Annotated in this window: 18 protein-coding genes; 4 read left to right on the top strand and 14 right to left on the bottom strand. The window is 60.4% G+C overall.

Features of this window, described 5'->3' with window-relative positions; all coding sequences use genetic code 11:
• Positions 1 to 90: 90 nt before the first annotated feature.
• Both phoR and phoB read right to left on the bottom strand, forming a co-directional pair.
• Entirely contained in the window at positions 91 to 1,377 is a 1,287-nt protein-coding gene (phoR, locus tag AC07S6_RS07335; protein WP_495111984.1) for a phosphate regulon sensor histidine kinase PhoR, read from the bottom strand.
• A gap of 82 nt (positions 1,378 to 1,459) precedes the next feature.
• Positions 1,460 to 2,149 carry a phosphate regulon transcriptional regulator PhoB gene (gene phoB, locus AC07S6_RS07330; RefSeq protein ID WP_003195617.1) on the bottom strand — a complete coding sequence of 230 codons (690 nt, stop codon included), beginning with the start codon at positions 2,147 to 2,149 and terminating at the stop codon, positions 1,460 to 1,462.
• Positions 2,150 to 2,301: 152 nt separating this feature from the next.
• Here phoB and AC07S6_RS07325 point away from each other — a divergent pair, with 152 nt between their 5' ends.
• On the top strand, positions 2,302 to 2,679 hold the full coding sequence (locus tag AC07S6_RS07325; protein ID WP_495111983.1) for a COG4315 family predicted lipoprotein: 378 nt from the start codon (positions 2,302 to 2,304) through the stop codon (positions 2,677 to 2,679).
• 121 nt (positions 2,680 to 2,800) lie between these two features.
• Here the strand turns inward: AC07S6_RS07325 and ubiA are convergent, their stop codons facing one another.
• Both ubiA and AC07S6_RS07315 read right to left on the bottom strand, forming a co-directional pair.
• Positions 2,801 to 3,691 carry a 4-hydroxybenzoate octaprenyltransferase gene (gene ubiA, locus AC07S6_RS07320; protein WP_014720511.1) on the bottom strand — a complete coding sequence of 297 codons (891 nt, stop codon included), beginning with the start codon at positions 3,689 to 3,691 and terminating at the stop codon, positions 2,801 to 2,803.
• Positions 3,691 to 4,254: a chorismate--pyruvate lyase family protein gene (locus AC07S6_RS07315; RefSeq protein WP_003195610.1), complete on the bottom strand. Its 564-nt coding sequence runs from the start codon at positions 4,252 to 4,254 to the stop codon at positions 3,691 to 3,693. The genes ubiA and AC07S6_RS07315 overlap by 1 nt, the downstream gene beginning before the upstream one ends.
• 195 nt (positions 4,255 to 4,449) lie before the next feature.
• Between AC07S6_RS07315 and AC07S6_RS07310 the strand changes: the two genes are divergently transcribed.
• The 3 genes from AC07S6_RS07310 (at position 4,450) to AC07S6_RS07300 (ending at position 6,268) form a co-directional block, all read left to right on the top strand.
• The gene (locus tag AC07S6_RS07310; protein WP_014720509.1) at positions 4,450 to 4,617 is read left to right on the top strand and encodes a rubredoxin; all 168 of its coding nucleotides are present in this window, start codon (positions 4,450 to 4,452) and stop codon (positions 4,615 to 4,617) included.
• Between the two features lie 36 nt (positions 4,618 to 4,653).
• Complete coding sequence (locus AC07S6_RS07305; protein ID WP_054896057.1) at positions 4,654 to 5,802, top strand: NAD(P)/FAD-dependent oxidoreductase; 1,149 nt, start codon at positions 4,654 to 4,656, stop codon at positions 5,800 to 5,802.
• 190 nt (positions 5,803 to 5,992) lie between these two features.
• The gene (locus AC07S6_RS07300; protein WP_003195589.1) at positions 5,993 to 6,268 is read left to right on the top strand and encodes an HU family DNA-binding protein; all 276 of its coding nucleotides are present in this window, start codon (positions 5,993 to 5,995) and stop codon (positions 6,266 to 6,268) included.
• Between the two features lie 129 nt (positions 6,269 to 6,397).
• Here AC07S6_RS07300 and AC07S6_RS07295 read toward each other — a convergent pair whose 3' ends face one another.
• From AC07S6_RS07295 to AC07S6_RS07250, 10 genes are all read right to left on the bottom strand, one after another.
• Positions 6,398 to 7,060: a hypothetical protein gene (locus AC07S6_RS07295; protein ID WP_495111982.1), complete on the bottom strand. Its 663-nt coding sequence runs from the start codon at positions 7,058 to 7,060 to the stop codon at positions 6,398 to 6,400.
• A gap of 136 nt (positions 7,061 to 7,196) precedes the next feature.
• Entirely contained in the window at positions 7,197 to 7,856 is a 660-nt protein-coding gene (locus AC07S6_RS07290) for a hypothetical protein (RefSeq protein ID WP_057975240.1), read from the bottom strand.
• On the bottom strand, positions 7,856 to 12,202 hold the full coding sequence (locus tag AC07S6_RS07285; protein WP_495111981.1) for an RHS repeat-associated core domain-containing protein: 4,347 nt from the start codon (positions 12,200 to 12,202) through the stop codon (positions 7,856 to 7,858). The genes AC07S6_RS07290 and AC07S6_RS07285 overlap by 1 nt, the downstream gene beginning before the upstream one ends.
• A gap of 12 nt (positions 12,203 to 12,214) precedes the next feature.
• The gene (locus AC07S6_RS07280) at positions 12,215 to 12,649 is read right to left on the bottom strand and encodes a DcrB-related protein (protein ID WP_060763892.1); all 435 of its coding nucleotides are present in this window, start codon (positions 12,647 to 12,649) and stop codon (positions 12,215 to 12,217) included.
• A gap of 15 nt (positions 12,650 to 12,664) precedes the next feature.
• Entirely contained in the window at positions 12,665 to 14,608 is a 1,944-nt protein-coding gene (locus AC07S6_RS07275; protein WP_198790707.1) for a type VI secretion system Vgr family protein, read from the bottom strand.
• A 156-nt stretch (positions 14,609 to 14,764) separates the two neighbouring features.
• Complete coding sequence (tssH, locus tag AC07S6_RS07270) at positions 14,765 to 17,425, bottom strand: type VI secretion system ATPase TssH (protein WP_495111980.1); 2,661 nt, start codon at positions 17,423 to 17,425, stop codon at positions 14,765 to 14,767.
• On the bottom strand, positions 17,418 to 18,461 hold the full coding sequence (tssG, locus tag AC07S6_RS07265) for a type VI secretion system baseplate subunit TssG (RefSeq protein WP_495111979.1): 1,044 nt from the start codon (positions 18,459 to 18,461) through the stop codon (positions 17,418 to 17,420). The genes tssH and tssG overlap by 8 nt, the downstream gene beginning before the upstream one ends.
• Positions 18,425 to 20,284: a type VI secretion system baseplate subunit TssF gene (tssF, locus tag AC07S6_RS07260; protein ID WP_020302842.1), complete on the bottom strand. Its 1,860-nt coding sequence runs from the start codon at positions 20,282 to 20,284 to the stop codon at positions 18,425 to 18,427. Before tssF ends, tssG begins: the two co-directional genes overlap by 37 nt.
• Complete coding sequence (gene tssE / locus AC07S6_RS07255; RefSeq protein WP_003195563.1) at positions 20,281 to 20,796, bottom strand: type VI secretion system baseplate subunit TssE; 516 nt, start codon at positions 20,794 to 20,796, stop codon at positions 20,281 to 20,283. The genes tssF and tssE overlap by 4 nt, the downstream gene beginning before the upstream one ends.
• A 72-nt stretch (positions 20,797 to 20,868) precedes the next feature.
• Positions 20,869 to 21,357 carry an Hcp family type VI secretion system effector gene (locus AC07S6_RS07250; RefSeq protein WP_003195562.1) on the bottom strand — a complete coding sequence of 163 codons (489 nt, stop codon included), beginning with the start codon at positions 21,355 to 21,357 and terminating at the stop codon, positions 20,869 to 20,871.
• Positions 21,358 to 21,411 lie beyond the last annotated feature (54 nt).

Below are 21,411 nucleotides of genomic sequence, written 5' to 3'. Positions count from 1 at the left end.
CGATGGCGGTCTGCCCGCTACCGATAATTTGGCTGACCCGCCGCCATCGCAGGCAAGCCAGCTCCCACAGTGGGCCGTGCTCACTTCCACTTAATCATCGGCCTCGACCGCTCGCGAACGGGTGACCTGCGCCGGCGGAAAATGGCAGGTAAAGGTACTGCCATGCCCCAGCACGCTGCTGATTTCCAGGCGGGCCCGATGGCGCAGCAGCACATGCTTGACGATGGCCAGGCCCAGCCCGGTGCCGCCGGTGTTGGAGTTGCGGCTGGAGTCGACACGGTAGAAGCGCTCGGTCAGGCGCGGCAGGTGCTTGGCGTCGATACCGATACCCGAGTCCTGCACACTCAGGTGCGCGCCGTGCTCGTCGGCCCACCAGCGAATGCGGATATTGCCCTTGTCCTGGGTGTACTTCACCGCGTTGAACACCAGGTTGGAGAAGGCGCTGCGTAGTTCGCCTTCACTGCCCTTGAGCAATACGGTTGGGTCGGCCTCCAGCGTGATCTGCTGCCCGCGTTCGCCCGAGAGGGCCTGGGCATCGTTCTTGATCGTCTGTAACAGGCCCTGCACCGCTACGGGGTGGTTGTCCGAGGGGTAGTCCGTGGCTTCAAGCTTGGCCAGCAACAGCAGGTCGTTGAGCAGGGTTTGCATGCGTGAGCCTTGCTGCTGCATCTGCTGCAGGGCGCGGCTCCAGCGCGGGTTGATCTCATCGACATTGTCCAGCAACGTCTCCAGGTAGCCGCAGATCACCGTCAAGGGCGTGCGCAGCTCATGGGAAACGTTGGCGACGAAGTCTTTGCGCATCTGTTCCAGCTGGTGGATACGGGTCACATCACGTACCAGCATCAAATGCTCGTTGTTGCCGTAGCGAGTCAGGTACAGCTGGATGCGCACGCGGTCGTTGGTGGGCGAGGGGATTTCCAGGGCTTCTTCGTAGTTGTCCTGCTCGAAGTATTCCTTGAAGCGCGGGTGACGCACCAGGTTGGTCACCGGCTGGCCGCTGTCCTGGGGCGTCTTGAGGCCCAGCAGAGTCTCGGCGGCACGGTTCCACCATTCCAGGTTGCCGTCGCTGTCGAGCATGATCACCGCGTCCTTGAGCGCGGCGGTGGACTCCTGCACCCGGTCGATCACCGCTTGCAGGCGCCCGCGTACCCGTTGGTCGCGGCGCTGCAGGTGGTAGATGCTGTCGAACACCTCGCCCCACAGGCCATAGCCATCGGGGGGGGCCTCATCGGGTTTGTGCTGGCGCAGCCATTCATGCAGGCGCAGCAATTGTTTGAGGGTCCAGCCCAGGTACAACGCGATGCCGGCGGCCAGGCTCCAGCCGTAATAGCCACTGATCAGCCCGACCAGCAGGCAGGCAGTGATCAACAGAAGCATGTGGCGGATCAGGGTGCCATGCCAGTTCTGGTTCACTTAAACATGCGTCCTTGTCAGCTGTTAAGGGAGGAAAGGGACTGGCTCAGCCTTTGGTAGAAAACCGATAGCCGGTACCGCGCACGGTTTGTACCAGATTCTCGTACGCATCGCCCAAGGCTTTGCGCAGGCGGCGGATATGCACGTCCACAGTGCGCTCTTCCACATAGACGTTGCCGCCCCATACCTGGTCGAGCAGTTGGCCACGGGTGTAGGCGCGCTCCTGGTGGGTCATGAAGAATTGCAGCAGGCGGTATTCGGTCGGCCCCATTTCCGCAGGCTTGCCGTCGATGGTCACGCGGTGGCTGATCGGGTCCAGGATCAAGCCGTCGACTTCGATAGGCGCTTCGCCATCGGTCGGGCCGGCGCGGCGCAGCACGGCTTTGAGGCGCGCCACCAGTTCCCGTGGGGAAAACGGCTTGGTGATGTAGTCATCGGCACCGACTTCCAGGCCCTGGATCTTGTTGTCCTCTTCGCCCTTGGCGGTGAGCATGATGATCGGGATATCCCCGGTCAGCTCGTCACGCTTGAGACGGCGGGCCAATTCGATGCCCGAGGTGCCGGGCAGCATCCAGTCGAGCAGGATCAGGTCCGGCTTGCGGTCGACGATAATGGCGTGGGCCTGCTGGGAGTTCTCCGCCTCCAGGCAGTCATAGCCGGCCATTTCCAACGCGACGGCGATCATTTCGCGAATGGGCGCTTCGTCGTCAACGATCAGAATGCTCCTGCCAACCATGCTCAATCCTCTTGTCATTTAACTGTCTTGCGCCGCATTAGATAACGGAATTATTGCAGTCGTGTGACAGTAATTTAGTCGCTTGGGCAATTAACGGCACTCTGGGCTACCCTTTGGGTCCGAATCCTGACAACCACAAAAGGAAGGTTCCAATGACTTACAGCACTGTTTCCTGGAAAACCCTGCTGGTATCTGCGGTGTTGTCGCTGCCAGGGCTGGCGTTTGCGGCAGAGCCAGCGATGACCCAAGACGGGATGTTGGTGGATCACAAGGGAATGACGCTCTATACCTTCGACAAGGACGCTGATGGCAAATCAGTATGCAAGGACCAGTGCGCGACCAACTGGCCACCGCTGAAGGCAGAGTCCACCGACACCAAGACCGGCGATTGGACGGTGATCACCCGCGACGACCAGACCAGCCAGTGGGCCTACAAAGGCAAGCCTGTCTACACCTACAAGGACGACAAGAAAGCCGGTGACAAGACCGGTGATGGCAAGGGTAGCGTCTGGCACATCATCAAGCCTTAAGTCTGCGGCGCTGCTGAATCCATCGGGGGCAAGCCCCTCCCAATTTTTTGATCTGCGAATACAGTCAAAATGTGGGAGCTGGCTTGCCTGCGATGGCATCCCAACAGTCACCACAGAATCCTCAGCGAACCGCGTAATCCACTACGATCCCGACAAAAATCGCCAACCCCGCCCAGTGGTTATGCAAGAACGCCTTGAAGCACTTCATGCGGTCCCTGTCCCGCGTGTACCAGAACTCCCAGACAAAGCAGCCCGCTGCCGCCAGCAACCCCAGGTGGAACCACCCGCCCAACTCGAACCGCGCGCCGGCCAGCAACAGGCATGCCAGCGCCAGGCCTTGCAGGGTGAGGATGATCACGCGGTCGGCATCGCCAAATAAAATCGCGGTGGATTTCACCCCGATCTTCAAGTCGTCATCGCGGTCGGTCATGGCGTAATAGGTGTCGTAGCCCACCGTCCACAACAGGTTGGCGATGTACAGCAGCCACGCGGTGGCAGGCAAATGGCCGGTCTCGGCGGTAAACGCCATCGGCATGCCCCAGGAAAACGCTGCGCCCAGCACCACTTGGGGGTAATAGGTGTAGCGCTTCATGAACGGGTAGCTTGCCGCCAGTGCGAGGCCGCCCAGGGACAGCAGGATGGTGCTGGCATTGGTCAGCAGTACCAGCAGGAAACTGATGCCCATCAGCACGGCAAAAAACACCAGCGCTTCTTTCGAACTGATCTTGCCGCTCACCAGCGGGCGTTGCTCGGTGCGTTTCACATGGCCATCGACCTTGCGGTCGGCCCAGTCATTGATCACGCAGCCGCCGGCCCGGGTGAGTACCACGCCCAGCACGAAAATCACGATATTGATCAGCGACGGCGAACCCTTGCCGGCGATCCACAGGGCCCACAGTGTCGGCCACAGCAGCAGGTAGATGCCGATGGGCTTGTCCATGCGCGTCAACTGAATGAAATCCCAGGCCCTGGGGTTCAGGCGGTTCAAGGACTTGAGCAGACGTTGGTACATCAGCAGTTCTCCGGATGATCATGCAGCGCGTGCCAGAAACTGGGCAGGAAGACTTCCGCCACCAGCACGCTCAGCGCCCCGCGGTCGAAGCGCGAGCGGCGCGCCCACAGATTATCGGCCTGGTCCGCTGTCGGCAGCCAGGCACGAGGGTAGTGACACACTTCGATGGCCTGGCGGGTAAAGGCGCGGTCGCAGAACAGCAACTCGCCCAGCGAGCGGCTGCCCAGCTCGTCCATGTGCAGCCCATCGCCCTGCAAGGCACTGCGGGCCGCCACGCTGCGGGCGAATACCCAAGGCTGGCCGTGCCCGCGCAAATACACCTCGCGTACCCAACCGATACTGGCCGGCGGCAGGTCCAGGGCGGCGCATTCGTCGTCGCGCAACGGTTGCCAGCCTTCGAACAGCGGCGTCACGCTGAAACCCTCGTTGGACAGCCACGTCAGCCGTCGCGTCAGCGAGCCTTCGTCAAACAGCCAGTTGAGGGTCAAGGGCGTGGGCAAGGGGCTCAGAAGGCTCTGGGTCAGCCATTGGCAAGCATCGGGAAGGGCGATTGAGTGCGGCACGGTGAGTCAGTATTGGCAGCAAAAGAGGCGGCGAGCTTACCATGGCACCCTGGGCTTTTGCCGTGCCAAACCCGTCGTTTGCGTCGAACATGCTTGCATCTGCCGGCCCCGATCAGTACAAAACGCCCTGAGCCGCGCGGCAACGCTGGATCCATCGACCGCCGGCCAACACGCCTGAACCTGAGGAAGCATGTAATGAAGAAGTGGCAATGTATCGTCTGTGGCCTTATCTATAACGAAGCGGACGGCTGGCCGGATGACGGTATTGCACCAGGTACTCTGTGGCAGGACGTCCCGGAAGACTGGCTGTGCCCGGACTGCGGCGTGGGTAAGTCGGACTTCGAAATGATCGAAATCGCGTAATCCCGAATTTAAGAAACGTACTACAAGGAGAAAGGAATGAACGCACCTGTCGTGATCATCGGCACAGGATTGGCCGGTTACAACGTCGCCCGGGAGTTTCGCAAGCTCGACAGCGAGACCCCGTTGCTGCTGATCACTGCCGATGACGGACGCTCCTACTCCAAGCCCATGCTCTCCACCGGCTTTGGCAAGAACAAGGAAGCCGATGGCCTGAGCATGGCCGAACCTGGTGCCATGGCCGAGCAACTCAAGGCTCAGGTGCGCACCCATACGCGCATCAGCGGCATCGACCCAGGCCACAAGCGCCTGTGGATCGGCGAGGAAGCGGTGAGCTACCGCGACCTGGTCCTGGCCTGGGGCGCAGAAACCGTGCGCGTACCGGTCGAAGGCGACGCGGCTGAGCTGATTTTCCCGATCAACGACCTGGAAGACTACGCGCGCTTTCGCGCTGCCGCTGCCGGCAAACGGCGCGTGCTGCTGCTTGGCGCTGGCCTGATCGGCTGTGAGTTTGCCAATGATCTGATCCTGGGCGGCTATGAAATCGACCTGGTCGCGCCGTGTGAGCAAGTCATGCCGACCCTGCTGCACCCGGCGGCAGCCGCAGCGGTGCAAGCCGGGCTGGAAGGCATCGGCGCGCGTTTCCACCTGGGCCCGGTGCTCAATCGCCTGCAACGCACGGCTGATGGCCTTGAAGCGCACCTGTCGGACGGTGAAGTGATCCACTGTGACCTGGTGGTGTCTGCCATTGGCCTGCGCCCGCGTGTAGACCTGGCCGCAGCGGCCGGCCTGCAAATCAACCGCGGGATCATGGTGGACCGCCACCTCAAGACCTCCCACGCCAATATCTATGCCTTGGGCGACTGCGCCGAGGTCGATGGCCTGAACCTGTTGTACGTGATGCCGCTGATGAGCTGCGCCCGTGCCCTGGCGCAAACTCTGGCCGGCAATGCCACGGCGGTGAGCTATGGGCCGATGCCAATCACCGTGAAAACCCCGGTGTGCCCGCTGGTGGTCTCACCTGCGCCACGAGGCACTGAAGGCGTCTGGAGTGTCGAAGGGCAGGGTGCCGACATCAAGGCCCTGTGCCGCGATGCCAGCGGCCGCCTGCTGGGTTACGCACTGACCGGCAGCGCTGTCATGGAAAAACTGGCGCTGAACAAAGAACTTCCGCCGTTACTGGCGTAAATACCACCCGTTCTGTCGCAAACATCACGTTCATACCCCGAGAAAGGCCGCCGCGAGACTGGCGCGGCGCCCGAGGGCATGCCATCCTCACTCCCGTCTGCCGCAGAGTAGAGCCTGCGGCGCCTTGGCGCTGCTCCACCAGAGAGCAGCACGGACATAACAACAAAAAACCGTCAAAGAGGCTTCACATATGCGTAAACCAGATCTCGCAGCCGCCATCGCTGAAAAAGCCGATCTCACCAAAGAACAGGCCAACCGCGTCCTCAATGCCGTCCTCGAAGAAATCACCGGCGCCCTGCACCGCAAGGACAGCGTCACCCTGGTCGGCTTCGGCACTTTCCTGCAACGCCACCGCGGCGCCCGCACCGGCAAAAACCCGCAAACCGGTGAGCCAGTGAAAATCAAGGCGAGCAACACCGTAGCGTTCAAGCCGGGCAAGTCGCTCAAAGACAGCGTCAACCCGTAAGTTAAGCGGTACCGTCTCGAAGGGAGGCGGGGCGGTAAAGAAGATGGGCACGCCGACTGGGTCGGGTGCCCATTTTTTGTTGGGTGCTGATGCGTATGCCAGATTAAGCCAGCTCGCCTAATCGCATTTTCAGGTGAATTGAACTAGGAAATAGCCGCCCACATCCCCTTCCTTCAGCTTTTTCGCTCGATTATCGGCGAACACATAGCCGATACCTCCACTGAATATTCCTTCGTGACTAGGGCTGATTTTTGCAATGTCGGCGTCGGTGAGTTGAGCCAAGAAATAGTAGCGAGGGCTTTCATACAAAGGGTCTTGCAACCAAGCGGGGCGCCCAAGGGCCTTGCTGATACCCGCGCCACTGTCCACGTCTTCCAATTCTTCCTCCATTTGTTCGGGAGTGAACGGTTGCTGGGCAATATACGTTCGCGGAATTGGATCAACCAACGCAGCGGGTGTGAGTTCGGAAGTCGCCAGCGCGTGAAGCAGAACCTGGCTATGGCCAAGTTGAAGTTTTTCCATCTCGCTTTGTTGATGGACAGTCAACTTTCGTACAGACGATCGTGTGTACGTTTCGTCAGTTCGCTCAACGGAGACGAACACCGTAAGCGCCATCCCGGAGGGTATGAATGGGACGTCCAAGAACGTTGAGGTCATCGTAATCACCGGCAGCATAAGCTGACCGGTTTGCGGATCTTTAGGCCACAGTGCAAGGTCTGCAAGCCACGCACCTCCGCCTATTTGTCCAAGGTTATGGTCTTGCTCTGAGAGGATAATTTGATTGATACCCATAGCCGGTGATCCTTTAGAAACAACCTTTTCGTTTGGCGAATGACGTGGCAGAGCGCCTCTCGCTGTGGATTTCGATCAAGCGATGCTCGGCATCGTAGATGAAGGTTCCCGTTGACCTTGGGTGTTGTTCTGGTTATCAAGACAGATGCAGGTAAAACAGTTCCACTTCATTTGGGTCTTCAGAGGACCTCAGCACAGCTTTGTATTTGTCTTCAAGTTTCTGATTTAGACCTTCGTTATATAGCAAATAAAGAGCAGGATAATCAGTGTTGGTGCGAATCCAGTCTTCCGAATCTGCTTCGTCAAACCAACATTGGGCTAATCCAATACTGGTCAGCAACTGCTCTTTCCAGTCAGGTTTTTCATCCAGGCTGTCAAATGAATACAACCATATTGAAAAACGCTCATTGAAGTTCTCAAGCGTTTCGCCGGGATTTTTTAGTGGCCGCCAGTCCGTCAGTTCGGCGACAACATGGTTGGAAGTCCGGGTTTTAATAGTCTTCTCGATAATAGACTGGGACCAGTTTTCCGGATATTCAAACCGTTCGTCTCGGAGTGCTTTATTAAGGACGTTGTTCACGCACGTCATCAGCGCTGGGTCCACTATCTGAAGCGTCAAGTGGAGAGAAAACCATCCCTTGCTCTTGGATAGATTTATCGTGTAGCGACGAACTCGACCACGCTCGCCATTCGTTTCAAAATTTCTGCCTTTTTTTAGCGCGTACCCATGTTTCGCGAAGGGTTCTGCTAAGAATGAGGTCAGTAACTTCAATATATCTTTTACAGTTTCAGTCATTACGGCAACCTCCATAGTGGGACCCTGGCTTCGCTAACGGTTACGCCTTTTGTGCTCTTTCCAGAATTACCAAATATGCCTTTCCCATCGGCGATGATTTTGTCTTTTGCAAGCTGGGCTTTAGACCGTACAGCACCACCTGACTTGACCTCAATTGCGACGACTTTCCCGGTTTTGTTATTTTTTATCAAAATGTCTACGTAGCGGCCTCTCCCTGCACCTGGAGTTTTGACATAAACCTGTGTACCGAGCACGGTCACTTTGGGATTATTTAATAGCTTCTGATGCACCAGGTTTTCAGCGGCTTTACCGTTGACTTTATTCTGCCTCCTTTGTGCTGAGGAACAGGCCCAGCCCCAGGGGTCTATCCAACCCGTCGGGTTAGGAGCGTATTGGTAAAGATTGCCGCCTCCCGCCAACCCAATCGGATCCGGCGTCGTAAACCGCCCCACATCCGGATCATAAAACCGAAACGTGTTGTAGTGCAGCCCAATCTCCCGATCCAGATACTGCCCCTGGAACCGCAAATTCTGCTCTTCGATAAAGTACGCCTCACGCACTTCTTCGTCCGCATTCCCCCACACCTGATAGCGCGCCTGCCATACCGTTTTCCCATCAGCTTCGGTCAGTTGCTCAGGCAAACCATTCAGGTCGTTGTGGTAGTAGCGCACGCTTTGGTGCTCGCCCGTGCCGTCCACGCGAGCTAGCGGTACATAGCCGTCTTCTTCATAGATATAGAGGCTGGTCTGGCTATGCCGATGCTCCTGCAGCAGGCGCAACCCCTCCCAATCAAAGCGGGTTTCACCCAACGGATAACCGTTGCTGTCATGTTCGGTTTTAGCGATGCGCCGGCCGAGGGGGTCATAGGTCATTTTTACGACCGTTTCGCGTCCATCCTTCTGGCTACGGACTTCGATCAGGCGATGCTCTGCGTCGTAGGCAAAGAGCTGTACGCCGCGTAGGGCACTGCGCTTTTCGATCATTCGGCCGAAACCGTCGTAACGATAGCGTTTGTCCTGATAGGTCAACAGCTTGTTATGCACCACCAGCCCCGCACTGGCTGACGGACCGTCCAGCAGGTTTGCTGCGGCATCGTAGGTAAACGTTTCTCGCTGGCCCTGAGCGTTGTCCTGGCTGGCGATAATGCGCCCGGTCGCGTCGTAGTGGAGCAGTTGGCGCTGATCCCGATGGTTATCGCGGTCACGCTCCAGGCGGCCGATCAGGTTATCGGCCGGGTCATAGTCGAAGTGTTTTTGCTGGGCGGCCGGCAGTTGCGTGGGCTGGCCATTGGGACGGCGTATCCGTGAGCGCAGGCGGCCGCTGCGGTCATATTCGCTGCGCGTGGTGATCTGGCCTTGGGTCCGCAGGACTTCACGGTGCAGGCGGTCGCGTTCGAAGTCGCAGATGACGCGCCCGTCGAGGTTGATCTGGTGCAGGTGGCCGCTGCCGTAGTACAGGCGGTTGAGCCAACGGCCGTCGGGCAACTGCGTCTGGATCAGGTTGCCGAGCTCATCGTAGTGGTAGTTCAGGCTGCCGGCGGCGCTTTGTTCGATGAGCAGTTGGCCGCGCGCGTCGTAGGCGAAGGCCAGTGCCTGGGTGGTTTCGTCATTGCCGATGAAGGTGACAGCGGTGAGTTGGTCCAACGGGTCGTAGGTGTATTCGGTGCGACCATCATCGGTTTGTTTCAACAGCAAGCGGCCCACTGCATCGCGTTCGAGTCGATGCACAATTGAAGGCTCAGGTGTCTGCCCTGTGGGCACGTACTCAACGGCGGCTACGTTATCCAGAAGGTCATAGGCATAACGTCGGGCGCTGCCGTCGAGGTCTTGCTGCTCTACCAGACGGTCGCACGGGTCCCAGGTAAAGCGGTAACTCTCACCATTTTCATTGGTCAGGGTTTGGAGGTGTCCGTAGGCGTCGTAGCGGAACTCAATCTGCCTGCCATGGGCATCTATTCGTTGGCGCACTTGCCCGCGGCGTCCGTATTGGTAGCGGGTGGTGTGACCTGCGGCATCGGTATAGCCGATCAACAACCCGCTGGTGTCACGCAGGTACTGCTCGATGCGGCCGTCCGGCATTTCGCTCTGTAGCAACCGGCCTTGGCTGTCGTGTTGATAGCGCTGGCGCTCGCCCAAGGCGTCAATGACCACCTGCAAATGACCCTGGCGGTCGTACTCGAATGCTGTGGGGTACCCCGAACAGTCGATATGCTGGATTAACTGTCCGGTTTCATTCCAACGCAGGGTTTTGCTTTTGCCCGTGGCATCGATGATCTCCACCACCTGTCCAAACGTATCGTAGCGATACCGTGTGACATGCCCCAACGGATCGATTTCACTGACGCAATTGCCTCGCTGGTCATACTGATATTGCCACGCGTGGCCTGCCGCATCGGTCTCCACCAACGGCAGCGACCAATGCTCCAGCCATAACGTCGACTCGATACGCCCCAATGGATCCCGAGTGCTGCACAGGTTGCCGGACTCGTCGTAGCCGAACTGCCATTTGCCGCCTTGCGGATCGGTGGCGCTGAGCAGCTGACGCTCGTCATTCCATTCAAACTGCCAGGTTTTTCCCAGGTTGTCGGTGTACTCGGTTATCTGGTACTGCGGGTTCCAGCGGCGTGTGCTGACCCGTTGCAAACCATCAGTAATGCGCGTCACACCGCCCGCCAGGTCATAGTCGAACCGGTACTCGTCACCTTCGTCGGTCCAGTGCCGCACCACGCGCCATTCGCTACCGTCCACACAGTCCCATTGGTAGTAACAACGCAGCCCGGTGGGCAGCTGATGCTCGACCATGCGCTGGCCGCTGTCGTAGGTGAAGCGGCGTTGCACATTTGCGTCGGTATCGCGAACTTCGGCCAGGTCGCCGCGAGCATCGTAGCCGTAACTGACAAGGGTTTCTTGGCTGTGATCGGGGTATAGCCGTTTGACTTGCTCCACTCGCGCAGGCCATTGCTGGCTGTAAACAAGTTCGACACGCACATGGTCGAACGTATCTCGTAAGTGGCTCAGCCGACCCTGAATGTCATAGTCAAGGAAGATTCGGTTGTCGTTGCGATCCCCCAATTGGCTAAGGCGCAGGTGTGAGGCGTTGCCTGGCGTTGGTTCGAATAGCCGATACAGCCCATCAACGCTTTCGATCAGTAGTTGGCCATTGGTATTGCGCCGTACGCTCAAGCCTTCTCCTGCGCTGAATACGGCACCGCCCAGCGGGATCACGCCCATGTCGATCTGTCGCGCTTGCTCATCGGTATAGACCAGCCGTTCCCCACCGTCGGGGTGTACGCCGATCTCGACGCAGACCTCGTAGATCACGCTCCAGCTGGCACCGAACAGACCGTCGCGACGCTCGTCCCGGCTGCTGTAGTAGCGCTGCCACTCGATAGGGAGCAGGCCGGGCAGGGTGAAGTCCAGGTCGTCTTCCCCATCAAGAATTTTCGCGCCCGTGGAGCTGTGTACCGGGTTAGGCGAGCCTGCTACTGCGGAGGTAATGGCATTGGTCACTTGGCTGGTGCCCCACGACACCAGTCCACCAACGACCATGCACGGCAGCTTGCTGAAAAACTTGGAGCCCCCACCGCGCAGCATCAACAGCGCGGTCACCGCCAGCCCGACACCGGGGGTCTTGCCGCTGCGGATCTCGCGCACCACCACGGGGCCGCCGCCAATACGTACGTTGCTGGAGATCATCCCCGACTCGACAATCGATGCGTCGCAGGTACTTCGGTCACCGCTGCGGGCGGCCGGCTGCCCATTAATCGTGACCTTGCTGGAGCCTTCGGCAATAAACTGCGGTGGCATGGGTGGATGCTTGGTGCAGATGACGATGTCCAGCGGTTTGGGGACTGCGCCCGGCGCAGGAACCGCCACGGTGGGGCGCCACATCTGCGAGAAAAATCCCTTGGCCATGTCCAGGTAGCTGGCTTCCTCGGGATTGCCGCCTTCGGCAGGTTGCGGGCTGACCGGGCCGATTGCGCCTGCGGCACGCGCAGCGGGTATGCCGTTGGTGAAGGTGTTATGTGAGCCGGTGGCAATGGTCGCCATCACCACCGGCGGGAATAACGCATTGCCTATCCAGTCACAAACTTTTGTCAGTCCCTTGTCTGCCCCCGTCTTGCTCATGCCAATGCCGACGATGATGCCTACCACGGCGCCCAGTACAAAGCAGCCTAGCCCGCCGGTTACCACCGTAATACCGGTGGCGGCCACAATCGCAGCCGTGGCGACGGCCGTAATAGCGATGTTGGCCGCAATTTCCAGCACGCCGCCCAGGATGTCGGCCATCGCCGAGGTGTGCAGCAGGCCGTCGCCGAGGCGTGCCGCCCAGAGAGCGTCAGACATGGATTAGGGGCTTCAAGGTTTGGGATTCAGCTGCAGGGTGCTTTTGATGGTTGCCCAATGGGCGCTTTCAGCATCGCCCAGGGGTTGGGCTTTGACATAACTCAGGGCAAGCATCTGCCGAGTGCCGGGTATCACAAGTGCTAACTGGTATTGATGGATGCGCTCGGTGCCTTTGCTGAACTGGTTATGCACTTCGATGGCGTCTATATCCTGCGCCGCGCCTACACGAAGAGCCTTGGCCGGTTGATAGCGCAAGTCCTGTACCTGCTTTTCCAGCTTCGCCAGTTGCTCTTCGAAGTTGCTCTGCAGCGTCTCGCCATCACCCAGCAGGCTGCGGCTAACGATCAGCGACGTACCCAGCGCGGCGAACTTCAGAATATTGATGGAAGCATCCTGAACCTCATCGCTGGGCAGGGTGAATTCAAATTCATTGAGTCGATAGGTCATTGAAACGGAGTCTCGTTATTGGCCGGAAGACGGCTTGGGAAACATGGCGTTGACGGCGGCGTCAATGTCGCCCTTGACCCCTTGGCCCATGGGTGTGGTGCCGCCTTTGCCGCCAATATTCAAATGCAGATTCCCTCCGGTGTTGATCTCGGAGCTGCCTTCGGAATACACATTGATCTGAACACCGGTGAGATTGATCTGCCCGCTGGCATTGAGCTCCAGCACGCTTTTGCCACAAACCAGACGCAGGTTTTCGCCCACTTCAATCAGGTAACTTTTACTGATGGCGTCTGTCTTGCTGAACCCCACCATGAGCATGTCGTCGTGCTTGACTGCACGCATTCGGTCGTTGCCGATCGTCACTACCTCGTCATGACCGATGCTCTTATTCCGGTCATGCCCCACCGAGTGGCTTTCATCCACCTCCACCACGATGTCCTGGTTACGCTCGGCATGGATATACAACTGCTCCAACCCCTTCTTGTCCTCCATGCGGATTTCATTGAAGTTGGCCGGCGTGCCGCCTTTGCTGGAGCGGCTTTTCATGCCGCTCTGGGTGGCGTTCTCCGGCAAGTCGTAGGGCACCGTCTGCTCAGCGTTGTACACCCGCCCGGTGATGATCGGTCGGTCGGGGTCGCCTTCGAGGAAGCTGACGATCACCTCTTGGCCGATGCGTGGAATCTGCATCGAGCCCCAGTTCTTGCCGGCCCAAGATTGCGACACGCGAATCCAGCACGAGCTGTTTTCGTTGGATTGGTCGTGGCGGTCCCAGTAGAAATGCACCTTCACGCGGCCGTACTGGTCGGTCCAGATTTCCTCGCCCTTGGGGCCTACCACCAGCGCGGTCTGCGGGCCTTTGACGATGGGGCGGTGAGTGTTGGCCAGGGGGCGGAAACTCTGTTGGGCGTCGATGCAGGTCAGGCTGCTTTCGAACTGCGCCGAGCCTGAACCGCCACCGCTTTCCAGACTTTCTTGCACGATGAAGTAACGGCAACCGACGATCAGGTACTCGCGGTTCTGGTCCTGGCGGCTGAAGCCGGTGAGGCTGAACAGATGGCCCGAGCCCAGGCCGCGCGCATTGCCGCTGAACTCTATCTGTTCATGCAGGGTTTGCAGGGCCTCGATGCGGGTGCGCGCATAGTGTTCGCCGTCGGCGCTTTGCACGTAGGTACCGGGGTAGTCGTACAGCGGGTAGTCGCCGGCGGTGTGCGGGCGCGGCATGGCCGAGCGCACGTCGATGCTCGCGCTGGGGCGCTGGAAGTCGTAGTCGTTCAGCTCCAGCGAGCCCGGCTGCACCTCCTGCGCCAGGTGCCAATTGTGCATATGGTCGCGTTCGCGCTGCTGCTCGTCCTTGGGGTAGTAGGGGATCGACGCGTAGCCGGGCACGCTGGTGTGGGCGCCATAGGCGTCGGCCAGCACCAGCACATGGCGGTCCTGTTCATGGCGGAAGAAGTAGTAGATGCCTTCCTGTTCCATCAGTCGGCTGACGAAATCGAAGCTGGTCTCGCGGTACTGCACGCAGTACTCCCACTCGCGATACGGCCGGCTGAGGGCGTCTTCGAAGTCGGAAAAACCCAGGTCACGAAACACCTGCTTGATAATCTGCGGGATGCTCAAGTTCTGGAAGATACGACAGTCGGAGGTGCGGCTGAGCAACCACAGCCAAGGGCGCAGGGTGACTTGGTAACTGGCGAACTGGCCTTTGTCGATGTTCTGGCTGCACCGCGCAACGATCCCGTGGAAATGCCGCTCGCCGCCGTCCGCCAGTTGCAGGCCGACGCTCATCGGTTTACCCAGCAATTGGTTCAGGTCGATGTTGGCGTCCAGGGACGTCAGTTGCAGCTCATAGTTGAACAGCCGGCCCAGCTCTTCACCGCCGCCCATTTCGTTGAGCAGCAGCACATCCGGCCCGAGGGGGCTGTTGATCTTGGCCAGGCGTGAGGCTTGGTTGAATAGCATCGGTAGTCCCGTAAATACCGTCATCACTGACGGAACCGGATCAACTGTGGGAGCTGGCTTGCCTGCGATAGCGGTGGATCAGTCAACATCAATGCTGAATGTCAGACCGCTATCGCAGGCAAGCCAGCTCCCACACTGACCGTATTCCAACAATAGTTATTCGGTGTCGCTGAAGCCGTAGTGCAGTTCATTATCCCGACTACTGATCCGCACCCCCGCCAGTGCCTTGCCTTCCAACATGCGCGTGAGGAATTCGCGGCTCATGTCCGGCAGCAGGCTGTTGGTGAGGATGGTATCGATCATGCGCCCGCCGCTTTCGGTCTCGGTGCAGCGCGAGACGATCAGGTCGACCACTGCGTCGTCATACTCGAACGCGACTTTATGGGTGTTCTCCACGCGCTTCTTGATGCGGTTCAGTTGCAGGCGCGTGATCGCTTTAAGCATCTCGTCGCTCAGCGGGTAGTAAGGGATGGTCACCAGGCGGCCGAGCAAGGCCGGCGGGAAAATCTCCAGCAACGGCTGGCGCAGGGCCTTGGCGATTTCCTCGGGCTCGGGGATGTTCGCCGGGTCCTTGCAGACGTGGGAGATCAGCTCGGTACCGGCGTTGGTGGTCAGCAGGATCAGGGTGTTTTTGAAGTCGATCACCCGGCCTTCGCCGTCTTCCATCACGCCCTTGTCGAACACCTGGAAGAAAATCTCGTGCACGTCCGGGTGAGCTTTCTCCACCTCATCGAGCAGCACCACGCTGTAGGGTTTGCGCCGTACCGCTTCGGTCAGCACACCGCCTTCGCCGTAGCCGATATAGCCCGGAGGTGCGCCCTTGAGCGTGGACACGGTGTGGGCTTCCTGGAACTCGCTCATGTTGATGGTGATGACGTTCTGCTCACCGCCATACATGGCTTCGGCCAGGGCCAGGGCGGTTTCGGTCTTGCCCACACCCGAGGTGCCGGCCAGCATGAACACGCCAATCGGCTTGCTCGGGTTGTCGAGGCCGGCGCGGGAGGTCTGGATGCGCTTGGCGATCATTTGCAGGGCATGGTCCTGGCCGATGATGCGTTTCTTCAGGTGCTGGTCGAGGTTGAGCACGGTTTCCAGTTCGTTGCGGGCCATGCGGCCCACCGGGATGCCGGTCCAGTCGGCGACCACCGAGGCCACGGCCTGGTAATCCACGGTCGGCAGGATCAACGGGGTCTCGCCTTGCAGGGCGGTGAGGCGCTGTTGCAGGTCGATCAGTTGCAGGCGCAACTCATCGCTGCCGCTGTCTACTACACCGGCCTTTTCGCGCAAGGTGGCACGGGTGGCGAGCAGCTCATCCACCAGGGCTTTCTCTTCGGCCCAACGGTTTTCCAGGGTCGCCAGGCGCTCGCGCTCGCTGCTCAACAAGGCTTCGCTGTTGCTTTGGCGCGTACCAATGGCAATGCCGATGGCCTGTTCGCGGGCGATGATTTGCAGTTCGGTTTCCAGGGCCTCGATACGGCGACGGCTGTCGTCCACTTCCGCGGGGACCGCGTGCAGGCTGATGGCGACGCGGGCGCAGGCGGTGTCGAGCAGGCTCACGGATTTGTCCGGCAACTGGCGCGCCGGAATGTAGCGGTGGGAGAGCTTCACTGAGGCTTCCAGAGCTTCGTCGAGGATCTGCACCTGGTGGTGTTTTTCCATGGTGGAAGCCACGCCGCGCATCATCAGCAGGGCCTTGTCTTCCGACGGTTCGGCAACCTGCACCACTTGGAAGCGGCGGGTCAGGGCCGGGTCTTTCTCGATGTGCTTTTTGTACTCGGCCCAGGTGGTGGCAGCCACGGTACGCAAGGTGCCACGGGCCAGGGCAGGCTTGAGCAGGTTGGCTGCGTCACCGGTGCCGGCAGCGCCACCGGCACCTACCAGGGTATGGGCTTCGTCGATAAACAGGATGATCGGCTTGGGTGAAGCCTGCACGTCTTCGATGACCTGGCGCAGGCGCTGTTCGAACTCGCCTTTCATGCTGGCGCCGGCTTGCAACAGGCCCACGTCGAGGCTGCGCAGCTCCACGTCCTTGAGCGCAGGCGGCACGTCACCGGCGACGATACGCAGGGCGAAACCTTCGACCACGGCGGTCTTGCCCACCCCGGCCTCACCAGTGAGGATCGGGTTGTTCTGGCGCCGACGCATGAGGATATCCACCAGTTGGCGAATCTCTTCGTCACGGCCCACGATGGGGTCGAGCTTGCCGCTGCGGGCCTGTTCGGTCAGGTCCACAGTGAAGCGCTTGAGCGCTTCCTGCTTGCCCATCGCGCTGGGCGCCATGGCACCGCTGGCCTCGCCAGGGACGCCGGCATTGAAGCCATCGCTGGCGCTCAAGGCATTTTCCGGCGAGTCACCGACGTATTCATCAAAGCGCTCGCTCAAGGCCTCGGCCTTGATCTTGTCGAACTCGCCGGACAAGCCCAGCAGCGCATGGCGCAGGCTCGGTGTCTTCAAGATGCCCAGCACCAGATAACCGGTGCGCACCTGGCTTTCACCGAACATCAGGCTGCCATACACCCAGCCGCGTTCCACGGCTTCTTCCACATGGGAGGACAGGTCGGTGATCGACGTCGAGCCACGCGGCAGGCGATCCAGGGCTTCGGTGAGGTCGCGGGCCAGGCGCGCCGGCTCCACGTTGAACTGACGGATGATGCGGTGCAGGTCCGAGTCCTGCAGTTGCAGCAACTGGTGAAACCAGTGGGCCAGTTCCACATACGGATTGCCCCGCAACTTGCAGAACACGGTGGCGGCTTCGATGGCTTTGTAGGCCACGCTGTTGAGTTTGCCGAACAGTGCGGCGCGACTGATTTCACCCATGCTCTGGATTCCTTGAGGTGGTGGCGTGGTCGGCGTAATGCCGGGCCAGGATTAGGTCGTTGGCGTCATGCGCAGGTTGGCCGAGCCAGGTATTGAAGCCCAGGCGGAACTGGCCGTTGAGTTGCAGCGCTGGAACGTCGGGTTGTTGCAAAACCAGGTTCAAGTCCCAGTCCAATTCATGGCCCAGGTACTCGGCCACCCACGCCACCAGCTCGTTGAACGGCTGTTGGCCGGGCAGCATGCCCATGTAGTCATCCAGCGTGAGCGGGCCCAGGCGGATGCGGAATTTGTGCTGGCGGTCCCACACGTGGCTGCCCAGGCAGAAGTCCACGCCCAACTGGTTGGCGCTGACCCCCACGCGGCTGCGTTCGGGCAGTTCCAGCCATTGGCCGACGTATTCCTCGATCTCTACCGGCAGGCCGAAGTACTCGCTGAGGATCGCTTTCAAGCCATCCGGGTAGCGGGTTTGCGCCGACAGATGGCCGCTGTAATGCAACTTCGCGGTATCGGGGATGAGCCCTTGATTGAGCAGGCTCGGCATCCCGCGGCCACTCAGGGCGGCGAGGCGGGCGGACCAGTAGTCATCGTCCGGGCGGTCATGGCTGACCGTTGGCCGCGCCTCGGCCCAGGCCCGATAGAACAGGGTCAACAAGCGATGGTGGAACACATCCAGGAACTGCTTGCTGGTGCTGTCGGCGTTGTTGCGTTGGCGCTCGCGCACGTACTCGGTGATGTGCAGCGGCAGCGGCCCGTTGGGGCCGCCGAGGCCGAAGAAGAACTGCTCCAACCGCGCCGGCTTGCCGTCGCCACCGGGGTCGACCGAGGCGAGGGTGGCGGGTGCGAAGGTGCAATCGGCCTGCTGCCCCAGGCGCAGCGGATCATCGGCCAGGCGCAGGGAATGGCCCAGGCGTGGCAGCTCGGGCGTTTCGCACTCGATGCGCCGCAATGCCTGGAAGAAGTCATATTCCCAGGGCTCCTGGTGCATCGCGTCCAGGGTTTTCACAGGGTCGGACGCCGTCCGGGCTTGGCTTTCCATCGCATGATCTCGCCGCGTTCGGTGGTACGGATCACCGTCTCGGTAAAGCTGTTGATCGACACGTAGCGTGCCAGGAAGCGCTCCAGCACCGCACCGAGCAGGAACACGCCGGTGCCGCGAAACGCGTTTTCGTCGAACTCCAAAGTGATTTCCAGGCCGCGGCCAAACACAATCGGGCCAGGCATCGGCAGGCGTCGGGTCACCGCCTTGCTGCTGACTTCGCGCAGGCCTTCGATCTGCAATTGCAGGGCGGCGTCATTGCTGTCGCCGTACAGGCGCAGCAGTTCGCGCAAGGCGCCGGCGCCCTGGCCCTGTTCGCTCAAGGAGAGGTAGTTGAGCGACAACTGGCTGATCAGGCGCCAGGCCTTGGCGTCATGTGCGTGGCTGGCACGCGGGCGGCTTGGCCCGGCGACGCACCGCACGGCCAGTACCGGCGCGCTGTCGGCCAGGGTGAAGTCGGTCTTGCCGTTGCCCACGCTCATGAACAGCGGCAGGTCGCGGTTGGTGCACAGCGCCGTCACGCCCAGTTGACGCAGGTCATGGCGATACGGCGCCTGGCGGCTGTCCACCAGGCTGACGAAGGTTTCACTGCCCACATAAGTGGAGCGTGGGCCATTGCGGCGTTGGTCGCTGGACAGCACCCGTGGCTCGCGGCGCACGCTGTAATAGGCCTGGTCGCGGCCATAGCGCGACGGATCGCGCACTGCGTAGAACGGCAAGAACGGCTGCTCCGGTCCGGTGCCATGGCCGGTAATGCCGCTCAAGGAGTGAATCTCAAAATCCATCGGCCGCGTACGGTCGGCGATCACATGGTGTTCATTGACCCGGTCGGACAAGTGGATGCGGTCCACGCGCTTGGGGAACAGGTTGATGGCGGGCGTGCAGAACGGCAAGAACTGCGCCGCGCCGACACTGCCTTCCAGGCTCGGTTCGTGGCGGTCGAACAACACGATCAGTTCCAGCTCCTGGCCGTCACACCGCTTGACCGCGCGTCTCAACTCGGCGAACTCAACGAACAGGAAGCGATGGGGCAGGGCGAAGTACTCCTGCAACAGGCGATAGCCCTGGAACGCCCGCGCCACCACCGGCATGGCCGCATCGGCATCATCGAACCCCCGCGAGCGCAACGCGCCCTGGGGCAGGCGCTCGACCCAATCGCCACCGGGCTGGCGCGCAAACACCGCGCAGGCATTGCCCAGCAGTTGTTCGTAGAGGCGAAACGGTTGTTCATCCGCGCCGCTCAGGTACAGCGGCAAGGTATCCAGGTCGAGGCTGTTGAACGGCAGCTCGGCACCGGTGCGCAGGGTCAGGCGCAGGCCGGCCTTGGCTTTCGGTTCGCTGGCGGCCAGGCGTCCGAGCACGGCGGCGGGGTTGCCGAAATATTCGGCGTTGCTGACCTGCAACGGCCACAGCGTCACCGGGTGCGCGGTGCGGTACTCGCAGCAGGTCTGGGTTTCACGGCCCAGGGCGGCACGCAGCACCGTGTCACGGGGCAACGGGAAACCGCCAGCCAGGGAGCCTTCATCGGGGTCGGTCTGCAATTGCACCACGGTCATCGACGGCGTCGGCGCCAGGTAGTGCGGGTAGGCGATTTCCAACAGGTTATGGGTGAAGGTCGGGTACTCGGCGTCGAGCTTGAGTTGCACGCGGGCGGTGAGATAGGCGAAGCCTTCAAGCAAACGTTCGACGTACGGGTCGGCGCAGTCCATACCGGACAGGGTCAGCCGACTGGCGATCTTCGGGTATTCCTTGGCGAACTCGGCGGCGCTTTCGCGCACGTGGTGCAATTCCTGGTTGTACAGCTCCAGCAGGCGCGGGTTCATGGGCGTCTCCGCTGGTCGGCATTCAGCACGCGCACATGGCCGGACTCCAGGTCCACGTCGGTCTGCAACAGCAAACGCAACGGCACCGGCTGTGCCCACAGGTCGCCTTCAATCTCGAAACTCAGGGCGTTGTGATTCATCTCGCCATGGCCCATGCGCGCCTTGACCCGCAATGTGTGGCGCAAAATACGCGGCTCGAAGGTGGCGATTGCCTGGTAAATCAAGGCTTCCAGGGCTTTGATATCGACGCTCGAAGCGCTGTTGCCCGCCAGTGCCGGCAGGCCGTAATTGACCACCGAGGTGCCGGCCGGGGTGTGCAGCGTGGCATCGGTATCGAGTAACGAGGTGGTGTTAAGCAACCACGCCAGGTCACGCAGCACCGAGGCCTTCAATTGGGTCAGGGACAGCACGCGTTTGTCGGCGCTTTCCTTGGGGTTGGTCGGGTCGTCGTCGGTCAACCGGTCCAACAGGGACGGTTGCAGACGGTCGCGGGAAGCGATTTCAGTTACCACCAAAGCAGCTCCACGGACGGGTTGCGAGAGGGACACAATGGCCGTGGCACCGGGCCACGGCCACAAGGGCTATCAGCGTTTGGTGTTGGAACGGATGTTCCAGCCGAACTTGATCGCGCCGCCGTCTTTGGTGCCGTCGGCTTTCTGCGGCTGGTAGTCGACCATCACTTGGGCGAAGTTCAGGGTGACGTTTTCGGTCAGGCGATCATCGCTGCCCGAACCGCCGGTGCTCAAGGAGGTGACCAGCACTTCTTCCAGGTTGATAACCATGTACTCGACCTGGCTCTCGCCACCGGCCTTGCGCACGGTCAGCTTGACCTTGTCGATGTGCTTGCCGCTGGCGCAGTGCATCATCAGGTTGGGCGAAGCCTTGTCGACGTACTTGGTCAGCGACAGGTCCTGGATATTCACCTTGCCCGCGCCACCGCCACCGCCGACGTGCATGTTGCCGGACTGGGACATGCCCCAGCTCCAGTTCAACACATCGATTTCGTCCTTGTGGGCCTTGTCCATGGACTCGCCCTTGATGTCGCCGATCTTGATGAAAATATCAACAGCCATGTTTTCTCCCTGTGTGGCCCATGCCACTTGATTGGGTGATCGTTCCCACGCTCT

The organism is Pseudomonas sp. GW821-FHT07B01, assembly GCF_059419065.1.
This window is presented reverse-complemented; position numbering and strand designations above follow the sequence as displayed.

Coding starts and splice junctions, on each gene's coding strand:
- phoR (WP_495111984.1), bottom strand. CDS start 1,377: ATGCTTCTGTTGATCACTGCCTGCCTGCTGGTCGGGCTGATCAGTGGC.
- phoB (WP_003195617.1), bottom strand. CDS start 2,149: ATGGTTGGCAGGAGCATTCTGATCGTTGACGACGAAGCGCCCATTCGC.
- AC07S6_RS07325 (WP_495111983.1), top strand. CDS start 2,302: ATGACTTACAGCACTGTTTCCTGGAAAACCCTGCTGGTATCTGCGGTG.
- ubiA (WP_014720511.1), bottom strand. CDS start 3,691: ATGTACCAACGTCTGCTCAAGTCCTTGAACCGCCTGAACCCCAGGGCC.
- AC07S6_RS07310 (WP_014720509.1), top strand. CDS start 4,450: ATGAAGAAGTGGCAATGTATCGTCTGTGGCCTTATCTATAACGAAGCG.
- AC07S6_RS07305 (WP_054896057.1), top strand. CDS start 4,654: ATGAACGCACCTGTCGTGATCATCGGCACAGGATTGGCCGGTTACAAC.
- AC07S6_RS07300 (WP_003195589.1), top strand. CDS start 5,993: ATGCGTAAACCAGATCTCGCAGCCGCCATCGCTGAAAAAGCCGATCTC.
- AC07S6_RS07295 (WP_495111982.1), bottom strand. CDS start 7,060: ATGGGTATCAATCAAATTATCCTCTCAGAGCAAGACCATAACCTTGGA.
- AC07S6_RS07290 (WP_057975240.1), bottom strand. CDS start 7,856: ATGACTGAAACTGTAAAAGATATATTGAAGTTACTGACCTCATTCTTA.
- AC07S6_RS07285 (WP_495111981.1), bottom strand. CDS start 12,202: ATGTCTGACGCTCTCTGGGCGGCACGCCTCGGCGACGGCCTGCTGCAC.
- AC07S6_RS07280 (WP_060763892.1), bottom strand. CDS start 12,649: ATGACCTATCGACTCAATGAATTTGAATTCACCCTGCCCAGCGATGAG.
- AC07S6_RS07275 (WP_198790707.1), bottom strand. CDS start 14,608: ATGCTATTCAACCAAGCCTCACGCCTGGCCAAGATCAACAGCCCCCTC.
- tssH (WP_495111980.1), bottom strand. CDS start 17,425: ATGGGTGAAATCAGTCGCGCCGCACTGTTCGGCAAACTCAACAGCGTG.
- tssG (WP_495111979.1), bottom strand. CDS start 18,461: ATGGAAAGCCAAGCCCGGACGGCGTCCGACCCTGTGAAAACCCTGGAC.
- tssF (WP_020302842.1), bottom strand. CDS start 20,284: ATGAACCCGCGCCTGCTGGAGCTGTACAACCAGGAATTGCACCACGTG.
- AC07S6_RS07250 (WP_003195562.1), bottom strand. CDS start 21,357: ATGGCTGTTGATATTTTCATCAAGATCGGCGACATCAAGGGCGAGTCC.